Annotated in this window: 22 protein-coding genes; 10 read left to right on the top strand and 12 right to left on the bottom strand. The window is 49.4% G+C overall.

Annotated elements, in window-relative coordinates:
- Positions 1-138: 138 nt before the first annotated feature.
- Positions 139-1062 carry a DMT family transporter gene (locus tag ACZ5PW_RS19950; protein WP_464556785.1) on the top strand — a complete coding sequence of 308 codons (924 nt, stop codon included), beginning with the start codon at positions 139-141 and terminating at the stop codon, positions 1060-1062.
- Positions 1063-1288: 226 nt separating this feature from the next.
- Here ACZ5PW_RS19950 and ychF read toward each other — a convergent pair whose 3' ends face one another.
- A complete protein-coding gene (ychF, locus tag ACZ5PW_RS19945) occupies positions 1289-2389 on the bottom strand; it encodes a redox-regulated ATPase YchF (RefSeq protein WP_464556783.1) in 1101 nt (366 codons plus the stop codon).
- 292 nt (positions 2390-2681) lie between these two features.
- Here ychF and ACZ5PW_RS19940 point away from each other — a divergent pair, with 292 nt between their 5' ends.
- A complete protein-coding gene (locus ACZ5PW_RS19940) occupies positions 2682-3863 on the top strand; it encodes a BaiN/RdsA family NAD(P)/FAD-dependent oxidoreductase (RefSeq protein ID WP_464556782.1) in 1182 nt (393 codons plus the stop codon).
- Between the two features lie 231 nt (positions 3864-4094).
- Here the strand turns inward: ACZ5PW_RS19940 and ACZ5PW_RS19935 are convergent, their stop codons facing one another.
- The 8 genes from ACZ5PW_RS19935 to ACZ5PW_RS19900 are packed head-to-tail and all read right to left on the bottom strand — an operon-like array spanning position 4095 to position 11284.
- Positions 4095-4463 carry a response regulator gene (locus ACZ5PW_RS19935; protein ID WP_464556781.1) on the bottom strand — a complete coding sequence of 123 codons (369 nt, stop codon included), beginning with the start codon at positions 4461-4463 and terminating at the stop codon, positions 4095-4097.
- 60 nt (positions 4464-4523) lie between these two features.
- Positions 4524-5354 (bottom strand): FAD/NAD(P)-binding protein, encoded by an 831-nt coding sequence (locus ACZ5PW_RS19930; protein WP_464556778.1) that lies wholly within the window; start codon positions 5352-5354, stop codon positions 4524-4526.
- Positions 5347-6411 (bottom strand): 4Fe-4S dicluster domain-containing protein, encoded by a 1065-nt coding sequence (locus ACZ5PW_RS19925; protein WP_464556776.1) that lies wholly within the window; start codon positions 6409-6411, stop codon positions 5347-5349. Before ACZ5PW_RS19925 ends, ACZ5PW_RS19930 begins: the two co-directional genes overlap by 8 nt.
- Positions 6411-7370 carry a 4Fe-4S dicluster domain-containing protein gene (locus tag ACZ5PW_RS19920; protein WP_464556774.1) on the bottom strand — a complete coding sequence of 320 codons (960 nt, stop codon included), beginning with the start codon at positions 7368-7370 and terminating at the stop codon, positions 6411-6413. Before ACZ5PW_RS19920 ends, ACZ5PW_RS19925 begins: the two co-directional genes overlap by 1 nt.
- Positions 7371-7397: 27 nt before the next feature.
- Positions 7398-7862 (bottom strand): hydrogenase iron-sulfur subunit, encoded by a 465-nt coding sequence (locus ACZ5PW_RS19915; RefSeq protein ID WP_464556772.1) that lies wholly within the window; start codon positions 7860-7862, stop codon positions 7398-7400.
- Entirely contained in the window at positions 7850-9808 is a 1959-nt protein-coding gene (locus tag ACZ5PW_RS19910) for a 4Fe-4S binding protein (RefSeq protein WP_464556770.1), read from the bottom strand. Before ACZ5PW_RS19910 ends, ACZ5PW_RS19915 begins: the two co-directional genes overlap by 13 nt.
- A 28-nt stretch (positions 9809-9836) precedes the next feature.
- Positions 9837-10727 (bottom strand): CoB--CoM heterodisulfide reductase iron-sulfur subunit B family protein, encoded by an 891-nt coding sequence (locus ACZ5PW_RS19905; RefSeq protein WP_464556768.1) that lies wholly within the window; start codon positions 10725-10727, stop codon positions 9837-9839.
- A complete protein-coding gene (locus ACZ5PW_RS19900) occupies positions 10724-11284 on the bottom strand; it encodes a 4Fe-4S dicluster domain-containing protein (RefSeq protein ID WP_464556765.1) in 561 nt (186 codons plus the stop codon). Before ACZ5PW_RS19900 ends, ACZ5PW_RS19905 begins: the two co-directional genes overlap by 4 nt.
- Before the next feature lie 598 nt (positions 11285-11882).
- Between ACZ5PW_RS19900 and ACZ5PW_RS19895 the strand changes: the two genes are divergently transcribed.
- Positions 11883-12362, top strand: a complete 480-nt coding sequence (locus tag ACZ5PW_RS19895; RefSeq protein WP_464556763.1) for a cytochrome c family protein — start codon at positions 11883-11885, stop codon at positions 12360-12362.
- 10 nt (positions 12363-12372) lie between these two features.
- Positions 12373-14376, top strand: coding sequence for a methyl-accepting chemotaxis protein (locus tag ACZ5PW_RS19890; RefSeq protein ID WP_464556762.1), 2004 nt, complete (start codon positions 12373-12375; stop codon positions 14374-14376).
- Between the two features lie 354 nt (positions 14377-14730).
- Here the strand turns inward: ACZ5PW_RS19890 and ACZ5PW_RS19885 are convergent, their stop codons facing one another.
- From ACZ5PW_RS19885 to ACZ5PW_RS19875, 3 genes are all read right to left on the bottom strand, one after another.
- Positions 14731-15156 carry a hypothetical protein gene (locus ACZ5PW_RS19885; RefSeq protein ID WP_464556761.1) on the bottom strand — a complete coding sequence of 142 codons (426 nt, stop codon included), beginning with the start codon at positions 15154-15156 and terminating at the stop codon, positions 14731-14733.
- A 112-nt stretch (positions 15157-15268) separates the two neighbouring features.
- Complete coding sequence (locus ACZ5PW_RS19880) at positions 15269-16351, bottom strand: OmpA family protein (RefSeq protein ID WP_464556760.1); 1083 nt, start codon at positions 16349-16351, stop codon at positions 15269-15271.
- 114 nt (positions 16352-16465) lie between these two features.
- Positions 16466-17788 carry an L-cysteine desulfidase family protein gene (locus ACZ5PW_RS19875; RefSeq protein ID WP_464556759.1) on the bottom strand — a complete coding sequence of 441 codons (1323 nt, stop codon included), beginning with the start codon at positions 17786-17788 and terminating at the stop codon, positions 16466-16468.
- Positions 17789-18417: 629 nt separating this feature from the next.
- On the opposite strand from ACZ5PW_RS19875, the gene rfaD reads away from it, so the two are divergent.
- The 6 genes from rfaD (at position 18418) to ACZ5PW_RS19845 (ending at position 25563) form a co-directional block, all read left to right on the top strand.
- A complete protein-coding gene (gene rfaD, locus ACZ5PW_RS19870; protein ID WP_464556758.1) occupies positions 18418-19395 on the top strand; it encodes an ADP-glyceromanno-heptose 6-epimerase in 978 nt (325 codons plus the stop codon).
- A gap of 43 nt (positions 19396-19438) precedes the next feature.
- Positions 19439-21754, top strand: a complete 2316-nt coding sequence (locus tag ACZ5PW_RS19865) for an LPS-assembly protein LptD (RefSeq protein WP_464556757.1) — start codon at positions 19439-19441, stop codon at positions 21752-21754.
- Between the two features lie 137 nt (positions 21755-21891).
- Complete coding sequence (locus tag ACZ5PW_RS19860; RefSeq protein ID WP_464556756.1) at positions 21892-22098, top strand: 2-hydroxymuconate tautomerase family protein; 207 nt, start codon at positions 21892-21894, stop codon at positions 22096-22098.
- Positions 22099-22240: 142 nt separating this feature from the next.
- Positions 22241-24166 carry a DNA mismatch repair endonuclease MutL gene (gene mutL / locus ACZ5PW_RS19855; RefSeq protein ID WP_464556755.1) on the top strand — a complete coding sequence of 642 codons (1926 nt, stop codon included), beginning with the start codon at positions 22241-22243 and terminating at the stop codon, positions 24164-24166.
- Between the two features lie 28 nt (positions 24167-24194).
- Positions 24195-25325, top strand: coding sequence for an alanine racemase (alr, locus tag ACZ5PW_RS19850; RefSeq protein ID WP_464556754.1), 1131 nt, complete (start codon positions 24195-24197; stop codon positions 25323-25325).
- Positions 25326-25374: 49 nt separating this feature from the next.
- Entirely contained in the window at positions 25375-25563 is a 189-nt protein-coding gene (locus tag ACZ5PW_RS19845) for a hypothetical protein (RefSeq protein WP_464556753.1), read from the top strand.
- The last annotated feature ends 49 nt before the right edge of the window (positions 25564-25612 follow it).

The following is a 25612-nucleotide window of genomic DNA, read 5'->3' as shown; positions in this document are numbered from 1 at the left end:
TGTATTTGCGTCAAACAGGATGTATTAAAGCGCCAGATGAATTCTGATCAGTCGAATTGTGCTTGAATAAAGAAAACTCTTTGTAAACATGATTCTATACAATATCTTGCGGCTGCAATTCTATTTAAAGGAATAATCATGATCCAAGGTAAATCTTCAACAGGTGTTGGGGTGATGCAGGTCCTGTCCGGGGCTGCACTGATTTCGCTGGTGGGTATTTTTATAAAAATTATGGTTGTCGATTACGCCCAGCCGATTCTTGTGGTTACCTTTTGGCGTAATGTTTTTGTTTGCTCAATTCTTATGGCGGGACTGAAAATTTTCCGGCCGCACTATCTCAAGGCGGGGCGTGAGAATTTAAAATTACTTGCCTGTTATGGTGTTGTGCTGGTGGGACTGAACGGTATCTGGGGAGGGTCGGTTTACTTCAACGGAGCGGGAGTCGCTACCGTGCTGGTTTATATCTCCGTGCCCCTCACCGTACTGGCGCAATGGGCTATGGGGGGCGATAAGCCCACTTTGCGCATTGTTCCTTCCATTGTTCTGTGTCTTACGGGGTGTGCAATGGTTTGCGGGCTGCAGAGTGTATCCGGCTTTTCATTGACACCCATGGGGATGCTTACCGGAATATTATCAAGTGTCTTTTTTTCGGCTTATGCACTAATGGGGCGTGAATGTGCCCAGCGCAATATAAATCCGTTCTGTGTTCTTATGCACGCTTTCGGTTTTGCCGCTGTTTTCATGCTGGTGATTAATCTTTTTTCATTTGGGTATATCCCCGGTACTGCCCCCAGTCCTTCAGATATACTGATGCCGGGAATCGGGCTGAAAGGCTGGCTGTTAATCCTGACTCTGGCCATAGGACCTTCAATGACCGGGTGGGCGCTTATCAACTCTAGTCTGACCCATCTCTCTCCCTCAGTGGTCAATATTCTTCTGACTACAGAACCCATGATGACAGCTCTGGTCGCAATCCCTACGCTTGGGGAATATCTGACTGTTGAACAGTGGGCAGGGTGCTTCCTGATTGTCGGCGGGGTGATTGTGTTGAAAAAGCGTTAGCTCTCTATAAGAATAAAAGATTGCTGACTTTCAACAAGCCTTGATTACGCACAGCGAATAAAAAAGCCTCAATATCTTTGAAGATATTGAAGCTTTTCCTTTAGCACTCTTTTTAAACCGAAGCGGCGAAGCCCTGATAAAAAGTTTTGGAAGAGTCCAGAGAAACCTTTTTTAAAAGGTTTCTTTGACCCCCGGAGGGACCGTCGGTAGACCCCTCAGAGGTAAACTAAACGTTAAAGAGGAAGTGGATTACATCGCCGTCTTTAACAATGTATTCCTTTCCTTCAGAGCGCAGCACGCCGGCAGAGCGGCAGGCAGCTTCCGAACCGTGGGTGACGTAGTCGTCATAACCGATTACTTCGGCACGGATAAAACCGCGTTCAAAGTCGGTGTGGATTGCAGCCGCAGCACGGGGGGCCTTGTCCCCGTCATGGATGGTCCAGGCGCGTACTTCCTTTACCCCGGCGGTGAAGTAGCTGATCATGCCGAGAGTGTGGAAACCTGTTCGGATAATCTTGGCAAGACCGGATTCTGTCACACCGTAGGATTCCAGAAATTCATTGTATTCTTCTTCATCAAGCCCCACGAGTTCTTCTTCCATCTTGGCGGAAATCTTTACGAACTCGGCCCCGCGTTCTTCGGCAAGGGCTTTGACGCTTTTAACATAGTCGTTGTCTTCGGTCAGGCCGTCTTCATCAACATTGGCACAGTAGATGACGTTCTTGGCGGTGATCAGTCTGAGGTCACGGAGCATTTCGCTCATGTTGTCAGTATCAAGTTCCGCATAGGTGTTGACCGGGTTGCCTTCATTGAGATGCTCAAGGAGTTTTTCCGCTTCGGCAATTTTGGGACCGAGGGTCTTGTCGCCCTTGATTTTTTTCTTCATGCCTTCAATGCGGGTGTCCAGAGCCTGAACATCAGCGAGGATAAGTTCAGTTTCAATGACTTCAATGTCGCGCAGCGGGTCGACAGAGTTGGCCACGTGGATGACATCGTCATTATCAAAGCAGCGCACAACGTGCAGGATGGCCTGAGTCTCGCGGATGTTGCCAAGGAATTTGTTTCCAAGTCCTTCACCCTTGCTTGCTCCCTCAACCAGACCTGCAATATCAATGAAGTCTACAGTGGATTGCTGTACACGCTGCGGTTTGACCAGTTCGGCCAGTTTGTCGATGCGTTCATCGGGAACGGGAACAACAGCCTTGTTTGGTTCGATGGTGCAGAAAGCGTAGTTGGCGCTTTCGGCGTTCTGGGCCTTGGTCAGGGCATTGAAAAGTGTGGATTTGCCGACGTTGGGCAGCCCCACGATTCCGATACTGAGAGCCATAAGAATTTCTCCTTGAAAAATATGGATTCCTCTGCATGCCGCAAAAATACCCTGACATGAGGTGCTGGCCTCATGAAAAAGTTTATGATTCAGGATGATATGTAGCGCAGGTCCTGCGCGGTCCCTTTCAAGGCGGCATGAAAGGTGAATTTATCGTTTTAATTATCTATAAAGATAATATCACGTGTTGCGGCCCCTCAATACCCGTCTTTGCGGGGATGGGCAAGTGTTGATTGGGTGAATGACCTTTTAGCGCTTTACCCAACACTCAAAGCAGCCTACAACCTCCCCCATGAGCAACACCGAAAATACTTATGATGTAATAATTCTCGGCGCCGGGGCTTCCGGCCTTTACTGCGCAATGCATGCCGCGGCACGGGGCCGAAAGGTTCTGGTGCTTGACCACTCTGCAAAAGCCGGGCGCAAGATCCGTGTGGCTGGGGGCGGAAAATGTAATTTCACCAACATGGACTTATCCGCTGCGAATTACATCTCATCTAATCCGCATTTTGTGAAATCAGCCATAGCACGGCATAGCCAGTGGGATTTTATTTCCTTCGTGGCTGAGGCCGGGATTGCCTACGAGGAACGAGAAGACGGTCAGTTGTTCACTATTGATGGAGCCGGTCAGATTTCGGGGCTGCTGGTGAGTAAATGCCATCGTGCCGGAGTGGAGATTCTGCTGAACAGGAAAATAGAGTCCATCGCCGGTGAGGGACCGTTTGAGGTTGTTTCGGGAAATCAGGTCTTTTCATCTGAATCACTGGTTGTTGCTCTCGGATCTCCCGCATGGCCGCAGGTGGGAGCATCTTCCTTCGGGTACAAGGTTGCGGAGCAGTACGGAATTACTGTTATCCCGGCCCGTCCGGCTCTGGTTCCGTTTTCCATTGGCGGAAGGGATGGCAGATTCTGCAAGGAACTAAGTGGCAACGCTCTACCAGTAACGATCGAGTGCGAGGGAAAAGTTTTTGCCGGGGATATGCTGTTTACCCATAAAGGAATTTCCGGTCCCGCAGTGTTGCAGATTTCCAATTACTGGAGGCGCGGTTCCGCTCTGACCATTGATCTGCTGCCGGGTAAGAATATTTCTGACCTGCTTGAAGAAAACCGCGCTGAAAATGTTGCGCTGCGCAATTTTCTGGGACGTTTTTTCACCCGCAAAATGGTCGGGCTGCTGCTTGAAGGACAGGATGAGGATACAGCGGTCAGCCAGTTGACCAAGGTCCGCCGTCTTGAGCTGGCTGAAATAATTCACTCATGGACTGTCAGGCCGCAGGGAACCGAAGGTTTCAGCAAGGCTGAAGTTGCCTCGGGTGGAGTGGATACAAATGAGATTTCTTCGAAGACTATGGAAAGTAAAAAGGTGCCGGGACTTTATTTCATCGGTGAGGTGCTCGATGTCACAGGTTGGCTTGGCGGCTATAACCTGCAATGGGCATGGTCATCCGGATATGCTGCAGCACAGTTCGTCTAACCGTTAGTGGATTTAACTCTGCTTGAAATAACAGGCTCGGAGCATAGCAGTATAATCGATTTTTAAACTCGGTGAACTGTGAAGGGAGCTAATATTTGGCTGGATGTTTTTGAATACTGCTGAAACTATCTTACATAACTGTTCAGGAATGTTTATTTCAGCCCGGTTTCCGGTAACAGGGACAGGCGGAAACGCCGTCTCGGGATAAATTGAAAAGGTGTATGGATTGTTTTAGGTCGTAGCCTCTTCAATCACCCGCAGCAGTATATGCATATCAAACGGCTTTGCTACGTAGAATTCCAATCCGGCCTGTTCAAGGTCTTCTTTGGTGTCTTCATAGCTGTGACCGGTCATGGCTATTATAGGTGTGTCAGCCTTGTCGCCGAAGACTGAGCGGTCCCTTATTTTAGCGGTCGCTTCCAATCCGTCCATTCCGGGCATCATCAGGTCCATGAGAATGCAGTCAAAAGAGTTTTCATGCACCTTTTCAAGAGCCTGTTTTCCATTGGACGCAGTTAGAACTTCATGCCCGAGTTTTTCAAGTATTTTAGCTGCGGACAGTGAGTTTATCCGTTCATCGTCAACAATTAATATTCTCATTCTTACAAAATAATAAAAAAACGCCCCGCCTGTAAAGACGGGGCCTTCATATTATTAGGATTACATCTCATTCGGCAGTTGTTTCAACTGTTCGTAGGTGTAAACCGGACCGTCCTGACAGACGTAGCTGGTTCCTATGTTACAGCGTCCGCAGATGCCGATACCGCATTTCATGCGTTTTTCAAGGGTGGTCACAATCTGGTCGTCCTTGAATCCGAGCTTGGCAAGTGCCTGCACGGTGAACTTGATCATGATCGGCGGACCGCAGGTTACAGCCACTGCATTCTTCGGCTTGGGTGCGATGTCGAGAAGCACGTTGGGGATCAGTCCCACGTTGTGCTCCCAGCCCTCGTATTCCGCATCAATAGTCAGATGGGTGTCGAGGTCGTCGCGTTCAAGCCATTCGGGCAGTTCATACTGGTAAGCCATGTCCACGGGGCTCCTTGCTCCGTAGAGCAGGGTGATCTTTCCGTAGTCCTTGCGGTTATCCAGCATGTAGTAAAGCAGGGTTCTCAAGGGAGCCATGCCGATACCGCCGCCAACGAAGACGATATCTTTGCCCTTCATGTCTTCGTAAGGGAAGCAGTTGCCCAGAGGAGCACGCACGCCAACCTGATCGCCTACACCCAGAGTATGCAGCTTCTCAGTAACTTCCCCGGTGCGCATGACACTGAACTGCAGATAATCCATGCGGGTGGGAGAAGAGTTGATAACGAAGGTGGATTCACCTATGCCGAAGGCGGAAAGCTGTCCGACCTGACCGGGTTCAAAGGTGAATTTCTCTTTTATTTCCGGATTATTCAAGGTGACCCGAAAAGTCATAATATTCGGGGTCTCCTGAATGACCTCCTGAATGGTGGCCATTGCCGGAAGGTAAGGATTGCTAGTCATTTGCCTTCTCCTTTGCTTCATATGCAATAGCGTTCAGGACGATTTCCCTGATATCCACACCCACCGGACAGCTTTTGATACAGCGTCCGCAGCCGCAGCAGGAGATAACTCCGCCGTGCAGATCCGGATAGTAGCTGAACTTGTGGCCGACTCTGTTTTTAAGGCGGTGCGCCTTGGTGGGACGGGGGTTGTGTCCGCTCGCCTCAAGGGTGAACATGTTGGACATGCAGTTATCCCAGCTTCTGATGCGTTCGCCTTTAACACCGTCTGTTTCATCAGTGATGTTGAAGCAGTAGCAGGTGGGGCAGAGATAGGTGCATGCACCACAGCTGAGGCATTTTGCTGACTGCTCTTCCCAGAAGTTCATGTCATCAAATGCGGCAAGCAGCTTTTCAGGAGCCTTGGAAAGATCCTGTGCTTCTCCCATGGACTTGTCGGCTTCAGCGCGGACTTTATCCGCTTCGCCCTGTTTGGAGCCGCCGTCTTCGAGAAGAGAGCTGTCGAGCAGTGCTTCACCGCGATCGCTAACAGCTTCAAGGAAATAGCCGCCTTCAACGGGAACCATCAGCACATCAGAGCCAGCTGGATCGGAAGGACCGGAACCGACCCAGTTACAAAAACAGGTGGTTTCGCCTTTTTCACAGGCCAGAGTGATGAAGAAAGTGTTCTCGCGGCGGGCCTTGTAATATACATCCACGTGTTTGCCGTTCAGGTAGACACGGTCAAACATGGTGAAGCCTCGGGCATCGCAGGGGCGGCTGCCGAATACAACCCATGAAGATGAAGGAATGGTTTCCTCTACATCAAGGATCTGTTTCTCGGGATTATCGAGGTCCTTCAGATGGCTGAATTTCATCAGAGTTTCGCTCTGAGGGAAGATCGCCTTCTTGGGAGGGGCGGTTGCTTCACGCTCAATGTTGAAACCTTTTTTGGCATCATAGGGCTTGAATACTATTGAGTCGCCCTCGTTGCGCGGGGCCAGCACTTCGTGCTTGGAACCCAGTTCTTCCAGCCAATCTGCAACTTTGTCGGATTTTATGAATTTTACCATGGCCATTACCACTCCTTCTCCTTGATAGTAGGTTCATCAATTTTGAAGGTCTGCAGCGGCGGTGTCGCCTGCGGATCAATTCCGGCTTCGTAATCGAAGGTATCCTTGATCTCTTTGTTGAATTTCTTCTTGAAGAGCAGGATGGGAATATCAACCGGGCATGCGCGCTGGCATTCTCCGCACTCGGTGCAGCGTCCGGCCAGATGGTATGCGTGAATAACCTGGAACATCCACTTGTCACGAACGTGGGCCTCCTGGCTGAGCCAGTGAGGATCACGGGACTGGGCTACACAGTGGTCGCGGCATACACACATGGGGCATGCGTTACGGCAGGCGTAGCAGCGGATGCAGCGGTCCATTTCACCGAGCCAGAAGGAAAATTTTTCTTCTTCGGACTTGGCTTCGAACTCTTCCAGATCCTTGTAGCCGTCTTCAAAGGAAGCGGTAGGCTTTACTTCGTCCCCCACGAAGTTGTCGGAAACAACAGCGTTGGGATAGCGGCAGGTTTTGCACTTGTCTGAAAGGACTTCGTCCAGAGACAATTTGTGCTCAGCACCGGAAACGGTGAGCTTAATCTCAGCATCACCAAGTTCACAGGCTTCAACCATGCCTACATCACCAACCGCGCGGCGGATCTTGGTCTGGTCCACAACACCGTTGCAGCCGAAACCGAAGATGGTCACATCGTCACGGTTGATGAGGTTTTCCTGCAGCAGTTCCACAACGGAGCGGCTGTCGCAGCCTTTGACCACGATACCGACCTTCTTTCCCTTAAGCGAGGGCAGGTAGGTGGCGAGGTTGTGAACGCTGAGCGCGTCCACTTTCAATTTATCTATATCTTCTTCCCTGCGTATGAAGTGGGGAGTGGCATGCAGCGGATCGAAACTGTCCGACCAGCCGATGACCACATCCAGCTCAGGCAGGGCATCCCTGATTTGCTTTTTGAGATCTTCGAGATGTTTCACCCTGTTTCTCCTTGCAGAAACTCTCCCTTAAAGGGAGGCTTCCATCAATTTGAGTGTCTCCTCGGCTTCGGGACCCTCGATTTTCTGGGCCGGGCCGAGCTTGTGAACCTGATCGGTAAACTTGGTCACAACTTCCTGCCAACGCTGGCCTTCCGAAGCGGAAACCCAGGTGTAATCAAAGCGGTCCGGGTGTATTCCCAGCATGGGAACGAACCGTTTGAGCATTTCCAAACGACGGCGGGCATAGAAGTTGCCCTCGGCGTAGTGGCAGTCGTTGGGGTGGCAACCGGATACAAGCACTCCGTCCGCTCCGGACATGAGTGTTTTCACAATGAACAGGGGATCTATACGTCCTGAACAGGGGACTTTAATAATTCTCAGGTCGGTGGGCTGGTTGAAGCGTCCTACACCGGCGGTATCAGCTCCGCCGTAGGAGCACCAGTTGCAGAGAAAACCGACGATTCTGAGCTCTTTACCTTCTAGAACCGGCATACTGCGTTAACCTCCGCGAGAATCTGGTTGTCGGTGAAGTGCTGGAGCTGGATTGCACCCTGCGGACAGGTGGATGTGCAGATACCGCAGCCCTGACATACTGTTTCAATAACCTCAGCCTTGGGCATGCCGCGGAAATCAACCTCTTTGATAGCTCCGAACGGGCATGTGCTGATGCATTTACCGCAGCCGATGCAGCGTTTGATATCAACAACGGAAACCGCGGGGTCACTCGCAAGCTGGTCCTTGGAGAACATGGCCAGGACTTTTGCCGCAGCCGCGCTGCCCTGGGCAACCGAGGACGGGATGTCTTTGGGACCCTGGCAGGAACCGGCGAGGAATACCCCGGCAGTGTTGGTTTCAACAGGCTTGAGTTTGGGGTGGCCTTCCATGAAGAAACCGTAGGCGTCATAAGATATGCGCAGTCTCTTTGCGAGGTCGGTGGCGCCGTGGGCGGCTTCAGCACCTACAGCGAGAACCACGAGGTCGGCTTCCACTTCCACCTGATCACCCATCAGGGTGTCGGCGCCGCGGACAATGAGTTTATCATCCTGCGGGTAAACCATGGATACGCGGCCGCGGATGTAGCGTGCTTCGTATTCTTCCATGGCTCGGCGGGTAAACTCGTCATACATTTTACCCGGGGAACGGATATCCATGTAGAAGACATAGGACTGTGAATCCGGGCAGTGATCCTTGGTGAGGATAGCCTGCTTTGCGGTGTACATGCAGCAGAATCCGGAGCAGTAGGGGCGTCCCACTGATTTGTCTCGGGAGCCTACGCACTGGATGAAAACAACATTCTTCGGTTCCTTTCCATCGGAAGGGCGTTTGATGTGTCCTTCAGTGGGGCCGGAAGCGGAGAGCATGCGTTCGTACTGCAGGGAGGTGATTACGTCAGGGTATTTACCGCCGCCGTATTCGCCGTAAACGGTCCAGTCAAAGAGGTCGAAACCGGTGGCGGCAATAACTGCTCCCACTTCTTCGACAACGAACTCGTCAACCTGATCGTAAACAATGGCTTCGGAGGGGCAGACCTTGGCGCACACGCCGCATTTATCGCGTTTGATTTTGATGCAGAAGTTCGGATCGATAACCGCTTTCTTGGGGATTGCCTGCGGAAAGGGGATATTGATCGCTGTGGTTTTACCCAGATCTTCGTCAAAGGGGTTGTCAGCCTTTTTGCTGGGACATTTTTCCATACATATACCGCAGCCGGTACATTTCTCCCAGTCTACATAGGTGGCTTTTCTTTTTACCTTGACGGAGAAGTTGCCCACATAACCGTTCACTTCTTCAACCTCGGAACAGGCGTAAAGAGTGATGTTGGGGTGCTGGGCAACGTCAACCATACGGGGGCCTAGGATACAGCTGGAGCAGTCCACTGTGGGGAAAGTCTTATCCAGCTTGGCCATCTTGCCGCCGATGGAAGAGGTCTTTTCAACCAGAATAACCTCGAGGCCGCCGTCTGCGCAGTCCAGTGCGGCCTGAATTCCGGCTACACCGCCGCCCACAATCATTACCCTTTTGTTCATATCAAAAGATTTTGAGAACAGGGGCTTGTTGTTGAGCAGTTTGGCCGCCGCCATGCGGACGAGGTCTACGGATTTGTTGGTGTTGGCCTCACGGTCCTTACCGATCCAGGAAACATGTTCCCTGATGTTGGCCATCTCGAAGAGGTAGCGGTTCAGACCGGCTCTTTCCAGAGTTCTGCGGAAAGTCGGCTCGTGCATTCTGGGGGTACAGGACGCAACTACCACACCGTCGAGTTTATGTTCTTTAATTGCTTCTATTATTTCATCCTGTCCGGGTTCGGAGCAGGCGTACATTGTATCTGTTGCGAAAACAACACCGGGGAATTCCCGTGCGGCCTCTGCTACTTTGGCAGTGTCCACGGTCCCATCGATGTTTGTCCCGCAGTGGCAGACAAAGACTCCTATCTTCATTTAAGTCTTCTCCTTAGCAGGGTTTCCGCTATTTTTTCTCTTCACTGCCAATGGCATTGATCGCGTTGCGGGGACTTACGCAGAGCTTATCCATTCCCAGAGTCTTCTCATCCAGTCCAAGGGCTAGGCCCATAAGCTGGGTGTAGTAGAAGATAGGCATTTTATGCCTTGCTCCGGTAGCGGAGTTGACCTGGCTCTGACGCAGGTCGAGGTTCATCTGGCAAAGGGGGCAGGCTGTCACCAGCGCATCGACTCCGAGTGAATCGGCAGCGTCGAGCAGTTTGCCGGAAAGCCTCATAACCACATCCTTGCGCGGGATACCGAAGGAAGCACCGCAGCATTCCACCTTGAGGGGGAAAGGCAGTACCGTGGCTCCCATGGCTTTCATGATGTCGTCCATGGCCATGGGATGTTCGGGATCATCAAAGTTCATCACTTCCGGGGGACGGTTCATGATGCAGCCGTAATAGGCGGCAACTTTCAGACCCTTCAGAGGTTTAACGGTTTTGTCTTTGATGGCTTTCAGCCCCAGATCCTCGACCATAACCTGCAGAATGGACTTGGTGGTGACTCCCCCGTTGTAGGGATTGTCCAGAAGCTTGTTGACCTTCTCGCGCATTTCATCTTTCTGCATACGATGTTCTGCGGTCTTGAGGTTGGTCAGACAACTTGGACAGGGAGTAGCCGCTGTGTCCATGCTCATTTTTTCCACCAGCTGCAGATTGCGGGCGGAGAGAGCACTGGAGAGAGAGTGGTCTACCGTATGGGCCGGGGTGGAGCCGCAGCAGCTCCAGTCCGGGATATCCATAAGTGTGATGCCCAGCTCCGAGCAGACAGCACGGGTGGACATGTCATATTCCATGGAGGTTCCGGAACCGGAACATCCGGGATAGTAGGCAATTTTCAAGGAATCACTCATTTTCCGGACTCCTCTTTGAACCGTTTGAATATTTTTGCAATTTCATCTTTGCCCTGAATTTCGTGGGGCTTGAAGTGCATCTTGCCCTTGGGCAGGACTTTCGGTCCAAGATCAAGGTCAGTCCAGAATCTTCCTGTTTTGGCAACATAGGCTGCAAGAAGACCTACTTCAAATACACGGCCGTTGTTTTCAACAGAGTCGAGGAAGCTGTCCCAGAATGTTTTGACGGTCGGCACGGGGGCATAGCCCTCTCTGCGAGCCATATGGCGCAGCACATCCATGATGTGTGCTACATCAATCTCGTTTGGACAACGGGTGGTACAGGATTCACAGGTGGCGCAAAGCCAGAGAGACTTGCACTTCAGTACGGTTTCTTTCTGTCCCGCCTGAACAAGCCGCATGATCCTGCTGACCGGGATGTCGTACGCGAATGTGTACGGACATCCGGCGGTACAGTTGCCGCACTGATAGCACAGCTCCATGTTCTGCCCGCTTTCTTTTTCGACTTGTCTTACAAATTCGGCATCATAAGACTTAGTAATGTTAACTATTCCCATAAATGAGTAGCCGCCTTTCCGCTTTAAAGCCTGGTGGAGCAGGCTTTCGTGTCTAGATTGGCTTAAAGATTATTACAGAGGATGGATTCTTAAGATGCCGTATACTGCCAGAAGATGTATCTCATCTGCAAGCCATATTAATCGATAAAATTGTGCGGTTGGTTTTTGTTGCCCGATATGCATATTATTGTAACCAGTTAAGCAGCTATTTGTGGTCCTTGTACTGAGTTGATTCATTGGCGAGAGGCAGTTTTGATACTGGAAAAAAATAGAAATTCACACTAAAAGTGTGAGCGGTTACTAAAAGTTATACAGGTATTGTTTTAAGATATTTATATGTCTTATTCTGTTTTTATAGGAGATGTATTTAAGGACTGGTAAGTAGTCTCTGATCGAGGTGTTTGGTGTATTTGTTTCAAAATTGTAATAATTCTACTTCACATGCATAGTGAAAGGGGTTAGTTAGGGCTATGTATGGGGATACAGGACTGCTGAGCTTGCAGTGTTTTCGGGTGCAGTACCGGAGACGGTATTGATTTCACTGCGGCATATCAGGCAGTCCATACGAGTTGTTACATTTAGCAACGGGGTTAGTCTTATGCGAGGAAACGGGGTTACCGTTAAAGCTATGCTTTTTCTAGCGGTATTATTAGTGCTCAGCTGTTCTCTGGCTGAATACGGGATTTCAAACTCTGCTACTTATGTCGGTTCCGAGGCCTGTAAAGATTGTCATGAAGAGGAATACGATAATTTCAGCAGGTATTCGAAGAAGGCACACTCAAGCGATAGCGTGAAGATTATGGCTTCGGATCTTGATCCGGATGAGCTGAACGAGTGTTTCGCCTGTCACGCCACCGGTTACGGCAAACCCGGTGGTTTTACTTCTTTTACCGAAACTCCGCATCTGGCCAACGCGGGATGCGAAGTCTGTCATGGTCCGGGCTCGCTCCATGTAGAGGATGGTGATCCTGAGCTGATCAAGAGAAAGATGACAGTTGAAGAATGTGAGACCTGCCACAACGCCGATCGGGTTGAGAATTTCAACTTCAAGCCGCTGATTTTCGGCGGAGCACACTAAGGGGAGTATTATGAAATTTATCAGAAATTCCCTCGGCAACAAGGTTATGGTGCTGACCACATTGCTCACTGCCACAGTTTTTATCCTGCTCTTTCTGGCAAATTCTTTCTGGCAGCGCAATTCAATGATGGAGGAAATCGAAAAGACCGCACACCGTTATGCTGACATGCTTCAGCTTGCCATCAGGGAACCCATGGCTAAAGGTGACAATGACGGGACAACGGATAAATTCGATTCCATCGCAGCAAATTATAAAGATGTTGAAATTCATCTTACCAACTTCAAAGGCAACATTACCTACTCAACTTCTCCCGGTGAAATCCGTTCTGATTTGAAGTCAAAGTTTGATAATCCAGAGATTGTCGGCCTTTTTCAGCAAAGTCTCAAGAATCCCATAAAAAAAGGGATGCTTACGGAGCTCGCAGGGAAGGATGTCTTTGTTGAAGTTGAGACTATCAAGAATGAGAAACGCTGTTACCACTGCCATGGTCGCCGCCAGCCCATTCTCGGATCTTTGATGATGATTCAGGATGTATCGCCTCAGTTTGCCGCCCTGCATGAGTCCCAGTACAAAGGCGCGGCCCTGTCTTTTGCCGGTCTGGTCTCGCTTCTGGCGGCGCTGCTTTTCTTTATGCGCAGATCTATCGTCAACCGTATCAAGGTTATTTCCAATGCGACTGATGAGTTTATCGAGGGCAACCTTGATGCCAGATTTGAGGTGGATAGTTCCGATGAACTGGGCTCTCTGGGTGAGCATCTGGCTGAGATGGCCCGACAGATCAAAGATCAGCTAGTTTACAACAGAGGAGTCCTTAACGGTATTACCGTGCCCATGTTTGTAACCGATAATGACCAGAAAATTGATTTCGCCAATGCGCCCATGATGGAAATCATGGGTAAGAATGAAGCGCAGGTACTAGGAAGGCCGGTCGCTGACTATTTTGTGAAGGACGGTGCTCCGCTGACCTCCCAGGCTGTGAACGCCAATGAATGCCCTGAGGGGCTGCTCCGCTTCAAAAGAGATGACGGTGTTGAATTCCCGCTTCGCTATCAGGTCTGCCCTTTGCTCAATGCGGAAAATGAAACTGTCGGAGCTATTGCGGTTATGGTCGACCTTACTGAAGAGGAGGCGAGCCGCAAGCATATCGAGCAGCAGCAGGAGGCTCTTCTGGAAGTAGCCAACGAGGTTACTGAAGTTTCCAGATCACTTCTGAGTTATTCCGAGGATCTCTCACAGCAGATGAACGAGTTGACTGCCGGTGTTGACACAACCGCAATGCAGACCGGGCAGGTTGCCACTGCCATGGAGCAGATGAATGCGACCGTTCTTGAAGTTGCCCAGAATACCGGAGAAACTGCCGAAGCTTCCGAGCGTGCCAATACTGTCGCCCGCGATGGCGGTGGAGTAGTTTCAAACACGGTTGAAGAGATTCACAAGGTGACTGAGACAACCGATAAACTATCCGATATGCTTGCTGATCTTTCGGTTCGGGCGGAGAATATCGGTGAAGTAATGTCTGTAATCAATGACATTGCCGACCAGACCAACCTGCTGGCGCTGAACGCTGCCATTGAGGCTGCCCGGGCCGGTGAGGCCGGGCGTGGTTTTGCTGTCGTTGCGGATGAAGTTCGCAAACTGGCCGAAAAAACCATGAACGCAACCAATGAGGTTGAAAGCGCTATCAGGCTTATTCAGCAGGGAACTAATGAGGTCGTATCTGAAATGGATGGTGTGCGCGGACGTGTTGATAACACTGTCCAGATGGCTGAAGGAGCCGGCGGCGTTCTTGATGAGATTGTTACCGAGTCTGACAAGATTGCGGATATGGTCCGTGCCATTGCAACTGCGGCCGAAGAGCAGTCTTCAACCAGTGACGAGGTTAATAACAGCGTGACCGAAATCAACAGCCTTTCGCAGGCCCTATCCGAAGGTATTCAGAATGCCAACGCCGGTATTCAGGATGTGGCGGATATGGCCAGAAAGCTGAGTCAGCTTGTTGAACGTTTTAAATAAACAGAATCTCTGAACGAGATAATAATATGTTTTGATGACAGAGTTAAAATCATCAGCAGTCTGAGTCCCCTGCCGCTTAAGCGGCGGGGGACTTTTTCTTATGGCAACCGGATTTTTCTGAGGATCAAAAGAGAAATATTCAGGGCATTCTGACGTTGGTCAGCTTATCAGCAGATTTATTGAAATGCAGTCGTATTTGGAGGCTGGAGATTCTATTGGGGTGAGTTCGTCTGCTGACTTTCTTGATTATACATGTCTTTTTATATCCATGAAGTTGGAAAAGGAATAGGGGAAAGGCTTTTGGTTCTAGCAAAGTTTCCCCTTTTCCGGTGATACAGGAATTGGAGTACGGGGTTAGCGCCAGCCTTTTCCCGAATTACTGAAAATTTCAGTAATGCGAATGCTTTTTACCGGCTTAAAGGGGTTGGCCCGTGCTTGTTGTGGTGTTGCCCCGTCACTTTCATATATTGTCTCGATGTATTTGAGCAGACCTACCATGCCTTTTTTTCTTGAGCTGGTCTTTTTCACCTTGCACTTAATGCTTGCCGGGTCGATGTGATGGTATCTGGCAAGGTATTTTCCATTTGGTTTGAGCAGAATTTCCATGTTGTGAAAGCCTTTAATATGGCTCCGGTTAAGTTTTGTTACCCATGTTGCAGCGAAGGTAACGAACTCGTTCTGCTCATTCTGAGAAGCCGTATTGAGGTTGGCTGCAAACGCCGACCCGCCGAGCAGTATCGTAAGTATCAGCGGTGCAAATATTCTGTATGCTAAATTCATAAGTTTCTCCGTATTAAAAATCGGGTGGAAAGGCACCCTTTCCACCCGATTATTACTCTCGATTGATCTTTTGACAAGACCGCGATTGGAGATTTCAGAGGTTTGTCTTAGCTTAGTCCTGCACGTCTATTTCAACACGGCGGTTAAGTTTGCGTCCTTCCTTGGTATTGTTGTCATACTTGGGATTGGACTCACCGTAACCTTTAACGACGAGACGCTCTTCAGGGACGCCGTTTTCTGCCAGCCAGTCGGCTACAGCCTTGGCGCGACGCTCGGAAAGTCCCTGGTTGTATGCTTCAGGTCCAGTTGAATCAGTGTGGCCGCCTACAAGAACCTTAAGATTGGGGTAATCTTCGAGAAGTGCAGCGGCTTCGGTAAGAGCAGGGATCATTTCGTCAGTAATTTTGTACTTGTCGAAACCGAAGTTGAAGTTACGGAATACGATTTTCTCCTGTACCGGAACCGGTGCGGGAATAATGACTTCTTCAACTTCCTCAACCACTTCAACGATGAGTTCCTCTTCCTGAGTGTAGAATACATCCTGAGCAAATTGCTCAAGTACTGCCTGATCAGCGAGATCGGATGCGTCTACATAAATACCGCAGGGGGTGAGCGCGGCGAGACGCTTGAGGGTGGCAACGCCTTCAGGGGTATCCGCAACACTGATAATGTGCAGGCAGAAACGGTCGCCATATTTCTTAGCCATATCGGAAACGGCTACTGCCGGATTGCGTCCGGAGTTGGAAAGTCCGTCGGAAACAAACAGTACTGCAAATTTTCCGTTCCATGAATTAAGAACGTTGTCCAGGTTGTTGAAACCTCTGGCCATGGGAGTAGCCTGGAAGAAAGCCAGATCGGTAGGCACAGAGGAAATTCCTCTGGCCATATTGCCCCGGTCGAAAGTTGCTTTGGGGGAGTAGGTTGCGAAATCGGGCATCGCGTAAAGAGCGGATTTATAACCCAGTTCAGGCACAACGTTGTTGAGTTTTTTCAGAGCGTTGAGTCCGGAAATAATTTTTGGGTTTCCGGTGGATTTGTAGGACTGCGCCATTGATGGAGAGGTGTCCACAAAATATGCAAAAGCATCAACTTTGGGTTTGAGCACTATTCTGGTTTCAGCGGATGCCATGGAGCCCATAGCCATGAAAGCGACCAGGGTGAGAGCCAGAACAGAAATCATTTTTTTCCGAAACATATGATAATTCCTCCGGTCTGTAAGGTTAGTGGTTACAATAAAAATATTAGCTTCCCATGAAAATAAGGTATTAATACCTTGTTATCAACAATTTTATATTATTTTTTGGTCTCTTCAGCAGTCAACCTTGCCTGCAAAATGCTTTTCCAACATTATTTTTAAAATTGTGCGGTCTGTATCAATCATTCCCTGAGTGCTCAGTGTGCCTATGTTCTGCATGGTTTTTTCCGGCGAGATTCCTATAATTCCATCGGTGGAATGTACATTTACTCCATGCACGGCAAAAAGTGCGGCCTGCACGGCCGTTCCGGCCGCCGTGGCGAGTTTCAGAGCACATCCGGATTTTGCCCCGTCACATATAATTCCTGCCAGATCTTCGGTGAGGTTGGTTATGGCTCCGGCCATCTGGGCGGTAGTACCTCCCATAAGGCAGGTTATTCCTGCTGTAGCTCCTGCTCCGGCGGCTACTGAACAGCCACAGACTGCAGACAGCCGACCGGTCTGGGCTTTTACGTAAGCAGTGACAAGATGGCTTAAAGCAATAGCTTCAAGCAGGTCTTGTTCATTGCAGTCCAGAAATTCATTGACGGCATATATGGGGAGAATTGCCGTTAAGCCATGGTTTCCGGAGCCGCCTGAGCTCATGGCCGGAAGTTTGATCCCGCCCATTCTGGCATCCGAAGCTGCCGAGGTGACAATTCTGGCTGCAAGGATCATGTCTCTGCTGAGGATCTTCATCCGGGCAAGCCTTTCCAGAGTCATTCCTACTCCTAAGCCTGGACCATGTTTCAGTCCGTATTCGGCAAGCCTCATATTGTAGGTTATTCCCTCTTTTAAAAAAGCAAAGTCCTCTTCGTCCAGATCGTCGAGCATTTCAACCAACTGCTCAAGTGATAGTCCTTTAATATACTCTTCAAGCTTTGAAACATCCGCCTGGTGAGCCTGTTCTCTTTTTACCAGAGAAGATTCCACGACGGGCTTCCCGTCCAGAGTGAGGCTGATGATGTTGTCATGGACATTTTCGATTACACATTCAACGTGGTGTTTGCCATAAGTCAGCAGTGCACGGACATAGATTCCATGACGGTTATCGAGCAGGTTAACCTGAACTGGGTGGGCATCTTTATAGTCGCAAGCCTTTTCCACTCCTGTCTGGTCAAGAGGTTCAAGGACTTCAAGTCCAAGTGCAGGGTCCCCGCAAAGTGCTCCTAGCGCGGCTGCTGTATCCAGACCGTTCAGGCCGCCTGTGCCCGGTATTATTACCGCCAGTCCGTTTTTGTAGATGTTAGGGTCGACCCATACTTCTATCCTGTCGGGTTCCTGTCTTTCCATGACTGATGCTGCGGCAGCTGTGGCAAGGGCAATGGCTACAGGTTCAGTGCATCCAAGGGCCGGAGATACTTCCAGGCGGAGGATTTCTTTTACGGAATAACTCATTTTTACTCTCGAGTCCTTTTAAAAAAATGTTTCAAGGAGGGTGCTGCCCCCGGCATAAGCGATTTTTGTAAAAAAAGTCTAGATAAAATCACAACAGGAAATGTCAGGAATAAAATATAGCATGCTGTTAGAATGAAGCAAGGCTAAAAATGAAGAGTTTCTGAGTTTTAAAGCTTGTCTGTACTCTGTTTGGGGTCGCTTTTGTGTATCGAAGTTATTTATTTTGATTTTGTTCTGTTGTTGTAACTAATGTACTGCGTGGTAATTTGAGTCCTGCGGTATGTATGTGTTGTTAAGTGGATGGTTTTTGTTTGCAGTACAATAGTTGAACATGGTTTTATGATGAATCATGAGGATATGCTTCGGGATGTGTCAGATCCACAATTTCAATGTCTGAATTGTTTGAAGTTGTGCTTTTCATGGTAAATAGTTGACCGTGGTATACTAGTCGGACCCTAAGGATGTGTTCTTGTCTGTAGTGTCTTTTGTGAAAAACATCAGTTGAAATATGTTTATGTGGGTAATTGCAGTTGAAAAGTGTCTGAAAAATAAGTAAGATCCGGCAACTTGAATTGTGTGATTGTATAAATAGATTTGTTATCTGCCCAAAAAAGCAGGAGATTTTATATATGTATATCGTGACAGGCGGAGCCGGGTTCATCGGCAGTGCCATGGTCTGGAAGTTGAACCAGATGGGGATCGACAATATCCTGATCGTTGATAATCTTGCTTCCACAGACAAGTGGAAGAATCTGGTCAACCTCCGCTATGAGGATTATGTCCACAGAAACCAGTTTTATAAGCTGATTCTTGAGGGTGACGATCCTTTTGAAACTGACGCAGTCATCCACATGGGTGCATGTTCTTCAACAACCGAGCTTGATGCCGATTTTCTCATGGAGAACAACTACCGTTACACCCAGATGCTGTGCCGCTTTTGTCTGAATCATGATGTCCGCTTTATAAACGCATCCAGTGCGGCTACCTATGGTGACGGTCGGTTCGGTTTTGATGATGACCATGAAGGGATTGACCGTCTCAAACCTATGAATATGTACGGCTACTCCAAACAGCTTTTCGATCTGTGGGCCAAGCGCGGCGGTGTTCTGGACCGTCTGGTCAGCCTTAAGTTCTTCAATGTTTTTGGCCCCAACGAGTACCACAAAGGCGATATGAAGAGCGTTATCTGCAAGGCCTTCAAGCAGATCGGTGAAACCGGGGAAATGAAGCTTTTCAAGTCTTACAAGCCCGAATTCCCCCATGGCGGACAGAAACGTGACTTTGTTTATATCAAGGATTGCGTAGATGTTATGTGGTGGTTCCTTGAAAATCCGGACAAAAACGGCATCTTCAATATTGGAACCGGTCAGGCTCGGGAATGGAACGAACTCGCCCGGGCCGTTTTCGCGGCAATGGGTGTAGAGCCTGATATCAGCTACATTGAAATGCCGGAATCCATTCGTGACAAATATCAGTATTTTACCCAGGCCAACATGGACAAACTTGTTGCCGCGGGATACGACAGGCCGTTCACCTCTCTGGAGGATGCGGCCAAGGATTATGTGCAGAATTATCTGGCTCAGGATGATCCTTTTCTGCAGAGCTAGTTCCTGATTGTAATTTGTTTTGAATTTTAAAAGGCGGGTTGTTTTGAAATCCAGGTTTGCCATATTCGTAGTTTTGCTTTTTCTCTGTCTTCCCTGCATGGCTTTGGCTCAGCAGCAGGTCAGTGTGCCCATGACCAACGGTCAGGGTGAAGAGCAGAAAGGGGAAGAGTGGAAATTTTCCGCAGATAAGCTTGTGGTTGAAAACGACAGTGAATACCTGCAGGCCTACGGCAACGTGACTCTGCGCAGCGGAGACAACTACATCAAGGCGGATTTCGCCCGTTTTTATCAGGCGACCAAATGGATTTACCTGCGCGGAAATGTGAAGGCCCAGATGAAAGGGGACTTCTATGACGCGGCTGAAGCTGAATTCGATCTCAACAACATGGTCGGGTGGCTTAAAAAAGGCCGCGTTTTTGTTGCCAAACCCCATGTCTATTTTGAAAGTGAGTTCATAGAAAAACATAACGGGGCGACCTACAGCTTTAAAGACGCGAAAGTGACTGCCTGCAGCGGCAAAGATCCGCTGTGGTCATTCGAATCCGGAGAAGGGGACATTACCATCAACGGGTATGCCCGTTTGTGGCATTCCAAGTTCAACGTAAAAGGCGTTCCGGTAATGTACACCCCCTACATGGAACTTCCGGTAGCCCGTGAGCGTCAGTCCGGACTGCTGACACCTGAGGTTGGAACTTCGGACCGCCTCGGTGGTAAGATCAACATTCCCTATTACTGGGCCATCAACGATGAGATGGATGTTACTTTCTACGGTCAGTATCTGACTAAGCGCGGTTTCAGGCCCGGAGTTGATTTCAGGCACGCCGAGGACACCAATTCCAAAGGGCAGTGGCGGGCTGACTGGCTTTATGACGGAAAGGCCTATGACAACACCGCTGATGCTGATGATGCATTTCAGGATGACGGGCTGATCCGTCCCAACCATAACAGATGGTGGGTCCGGTCCAAATATAACGGTTATGTTGGAAATCCTGACTGGCAGACCATTTTTGACCTCGACCTTGTCTCGGATCAGGACTACCTGCGCGAGTACAGGACCGGCCTGAACGGTTACGAAAAGACCAGAGATGCTTTCCTTGAAGAGTTCGGACGTGATATTGCGACTGTTGACGCCACTACCCGCACAAGTACAGCCCTCATAGCCCGCAGCTGGGAAAACTACTCTGTATCGGGTCTTGCGGAGTACAATGAGAACCTTCTTTACCGTAACGACAACAAACCATCATCCGAAGATCCTACTCTCCAGAAACTGCCGCAGGTAAACGCCTATGCGTTCAAGAGCAGTTTCTTCGGAACGCCTCTGGAGTGGAAAGGAGAATTTCAGGGTAACTATTTCTGGCGCGAATACGGAACCACGGGCGGACGGTTTGACATCCGTCCCGAACTTTCCATGCCGGTACGGGCCGCGGGAATCACTTTTATTCCGAGGGCCGGATTTCGTGCCACTTCATATCTGGTCGATTCATTCCAGAATGCAAGTGAGGATGTAAGCCGCGATTCAACCCAGGCTCGTTTTCTGGCTGATGCCGGAATAAGCGCTGTGACCGATTTTTACCGTGTTTTCGAGCTCGGTTCCGCGCCTGCGCTGAGCAAGGAGAATGTCGGTGAAAGCAGTTGGACCCGTATGAAGCACAATGTCATACCCCGCCTTGAATATTCATGGGTGCAGGATGATTCAAGTGCTCAGACCAAGCTGCCTTACTTTGACTCAAGGGACCGTATTTCGGAGCAGAATGATATTGTCTTTTCACTGACCAACGTGTTTGACCGCAGTAAAGGAACCGTGGTCATGGGAGATAACGGCAATCCTTATATGGATGAGAGTTATCTTGAATTTCTGCGAGTCCGCCTTGAACAGGGATATGACATTGATGAAGCCAACCGTTCGACAGAGCTGAGCGAGTACGAGCGCAGACCTTTCTCGGATTTCATGGGAGAAGTTCTTATTACCCCCCATGACTATGTTGCCCTTTCTTCAAGAACATGGATTTCCCCATATCTCGGCGATGTGACCGAGCATGAAAATATACTGAAATTTTTCCATGATGATTACGGTGAGATTAAGTTCGGTTATGACTATCTCAGAAAAATAAATGAATACAAGCGTCAGCAGGATTCTGATATGCAGATTCTGGAATATGCCCTAAAGGCAAAACTGCCGTACGGCTTTGAATTGGGCGGCAGATACCGCAATGATATCAATGCTGACAAGGATCTTGAGAAGACCGTTTCTCTCGGATGGAATCACCAGTGCTTCTTCCTTGAATTCGTCGGTTCAAAGACTACAGTTGATGAAAGATACAGTGTAAACTTCAACTTGATCAACATGGGAATGTTTTAGACTCGATTAATAATAAATCTGAAAGAAGCCCCTTTCCGGCATGCCGGGGAGGGGCTTTTGTTATTGTCTGGAAAATAGGATGTTTTTAATGCATAAAGGGAAAGCAATTCCTTCAAATTATGACAATGGAGACTCATGTGCCGTACGTAAATATAAGAATCACTGATGAAAATGTGACAAAAGATCAAAAAGAGCAGTTAATTAAAGGAGCAACACAGCTTCTTGTGGATGTTCTGGGTAAAAATCCGGCCACAACAGTTGTGGTTATAGATGAAGTAGCTACTGACAACTGGGGAATAGGCGGGGAGTGTGTAACTGATATCAGAAAAAAGGCGAAGGTATAGCCCTGTTTTTAGACCGCTGAAACCTTGTGGACGGCATTTCTGGCTTATTGTAGGCTATCTGTAAAGTCAGGTTTAATAAACAGTGCGGAGGCTTCGGTTTATCTGCATGTGAAGAATACAAAGTACGGAAAATCAGTATATAATGAGCATTTCTAAAATTCAGGTTCTCCCTGCCTCATTGCGGAACCAGATTGCAGCTGGTGAGGTTGTGGAGCGTCCTTCGAGCGTGGTCAAGGAGCTGGTGGAGAATTCCATTGATGCCGGAAGCACGCAGGTAGACGTTATTATTGAACGGGGCGGTCAGGGCTTGATTTCTGTGAAGGATAACGGAGCCGGGGTTGCCGCTGAAGAACTAAGGCTGGCGGTGACCAGACACGCGACAAGCAAAATTTCCAATGTTGATGATCTTTCAGCCATCACAAGTTTTGGATTCCGCGGCGAAGCTCTACCCAGTATAGGTTCTGTTTCCCGGTTTAAAATGACTTCATGCAGAAAAGGCAGCCCTGAAGGATGGTTTATTCATGTTGAAGGCGGGCAGGTGGTTGAGGAGGGCCCTGCGGCCATACCCGGCGGTACAGCTGTGGAGGTGAAGGATCTGTTTTACAGTGTCCCCGCGCGGCTCAAGTTTCTGAAAACTGAATCCACTGAGGCCAGACGCTGCCATCAGGTGCTTTTCAAAATCAGTCTGGCTAATCTGGAAACCGGATTTTCACTTACTTCTAATGGCCGGGAACAGTTCCGCCTTCCGCCAGGACAGTCACTTCCGGAGAGGCTTGCCACTTTCTGGCCCCGGAATATAAGTGAATCCCTGCTTGAATTTGAGCACGAGGCCGGAGATTACAAAGTGTATGGTTGCACTGGCATTCCCGGTATGGCTCAGTCGCGGGGAGACCGCATTGTAATGTTTGTAAACGGGCGCCCTGTTCAGGATAAGCTTCTGATCAGCGCCATTCGTGGAGCATACAAGGGCAGGCTCATTTCCCGTGAATATCCGCAGGCGGTATTGTTTCTGGAGCTGGACCCGCATCTGGTGGACGTAAACGTCCACCCTGCCAAAATGGAAGTCCGTTTTCAGGACGAAAGCAGAGTCTTCAGCATTATTCGAAATGGTATCGGGCAGGCTCTTTCCCGTTATGAACTGGGGATCGTCGAGGGGCCTTCCACAGGGGTAGGTTCTTTCAGTTCAGAGCCCAGATCCCTCGCAGAAAAGGCTGTAAAATCCGAGATCAGTTCGCTTCCGATTGAGCCGGCTTCTCCAAATGAGTCGTCCGCGAAATTTTCAAGCTGGAATGAATTTAAAAATACCGATTTCACGGCAATTGATGATATCGGAGAGGATTTGCGAACCGCTTCACAAGAACAGGCGAAGACGGATTTTACTGCTTTTCAGCCTCCGGAATCAAGCTATGGAACTGAAGCCCTGCATGAGGAGTCAAGGTCATACCAGTCCGACTATCCGGCATCACGCCCGGAAGAACAATCTTTCAACTCCGGAAACAGTTCCAGATACATTATTAAAGGTACGTCCATAGAGTACCTGGGGCAGGTGGCGGACACATATCTTGTACTCAAGTTGCCGAACGGTTCGCTGGGGCTGCTGGATCAGCATGCGGCCCATGAGCGGGTGATTTATGAAAATATGCGCAGCCTGCGTACCCGGGGTGAATCCCGTCCCTTGGCGATCCCTGTGGAATTGGCTTTGCACCCCAGTGAAGCGGGGCGGGTTCAGGAAATGTGGGAGGACCTTCAGGCTGCCGGATTTATGCTTGAACTTGATGCCGGACAGAATTTATCCATGCGGGGAATTCCTCCGGGGCTTGAAACCGGCGAAGCAAGAGAGTATCTCAAAGCAGCACTGGACGGTCAGGCCAAGACTCTTGAAGATCTCTGGATAATGCTATCCTGCAAATCAGCTATCAAGGCCAACCAGCCTCTGGCGCTGGATGAAGCTTTGGCCCTTCTTGAAACATGGGTCAAGTGTCCGCAGCGTGAATACTGCCCCCACGGGCGCCCGGTGTTGGTCAGTTGGTCTGCGCTTGAAATGGAGAAACTTTTCAAACGCAAATGATATCAATCTAAAACGGAAGAAGCTGCTTATGTCTATAGGGTACAATGCTGTTGAAGTTGAAGTTGATTTGAATGCCATCCGCCACAACTACCGTGTTTTAAGTTCAAAAGGTTCTAATGTTTACGGTGTGGTAAAAGCTGATGCATACGGGCATGGATTGGTGGAGGTTTCTCGGGCTCTTGAAAAAGAGGGGGCTGATACTTTTGCCGTGGGAACTGTGGGAGAAGCTGTTGATCTGCGTAAGAGCGGTTGTGATAAAAGAATAATCGCGTTGCTGGGACCTCTTAATGAAACTGATTGTTTCAACTCGGTGCAGTACGATGTAATTCCCTTTGTCGGGGAATTTGAACAGCTTGAGATGCTGTCCAGAGTTGTCGGGGCACAGGGAAAGAAGGTCCGTATAAGTCTGAAATTCGATACCGGAATGTCCAGACTTGGCTTCTGCCCGGACGAGTTGGAAGAGCTTATCCGCTGGCTGAAAGCTCACCCGGAAATCGTACCGGAACTGGCCAGTTCACACCTTGCAACCTCGGATGATCCGGCTTACGAAGATTATGTGAACGGGCAGAGTGATAAATTTTCTTACATTCTGGAAACCCTTGCTAAAGCCGGATATGAGCTTGAAGCTTCACTGGCCAACTCAGCCGGAATCCTTGTTCACGACAATGTTCATTTTTCCGCTCAGCGTGGAGGGATAGCCCTCTACGGCGGAAATCCCCTTGAAGGGACCAGATGGGGTGATGCTGGAAGCAGTCTTAAACCCGCAATGCAGGTAAGTACGAAGATTGCTGCCGTGCGTGAGCTTAAAAAGGGTCAGGCTGTAAGTTACGGATGCACATATAAAGCGGAGCGGGATATGACCGTGGCTATTGTCTGCGCAGGTTATGCCGACGGATACAGCAGGCACTTGTCAAGCTCCGGCGAAGTGTGCATCAAAGGGCAGAGGGCTCCGATTCTGGGCCGGGTATGCATGCAGTTGTGTGTGGTCGATATAAGCCACATCCCGGATGTTGGGTTTGCCGATCGCGCGTATCTGCTTGGCGGTGACGGTCCCGGGCGTATCTGTCCTGATGATCTCGCTGGCTGGTGGGGGACCATCACATATGAAGTCTTCTGCCTGCTTGGTCTGAATCCGAGAACGTATATCGGACAGGAGTAAATAATCCCCGGCAACCACCGGAGAAAAATATAAAGGGAGATATAAAACAATGGGTTGGAAAGTAGCAGAAAGTCATCCGCTCAAGGATGTGGACCCCGCTGAGCTCAGAGATAAATGGGCTTGCGTGGCAATGGATATGGCTCTCATTCCTGAAAACAACATTCGGGTGTATATTGAGGACGGCATTGTTCGTATAGAGGTTAGTGAAGAATTGTATGACTGCATGGCAGGCATCTAGTTCTTTCAAGGGCGTTCCTTCAGTGGGAACGCCCTTTGTTTATTTCCTT

It is taken from the genome of Maridesulfovibrio salinus (assembly GCF_055394525.1).
Note: the sequence above shows the minus strand (reverse complement) of the source record. Positions and strands in the feature narration are given on the sequence as shown.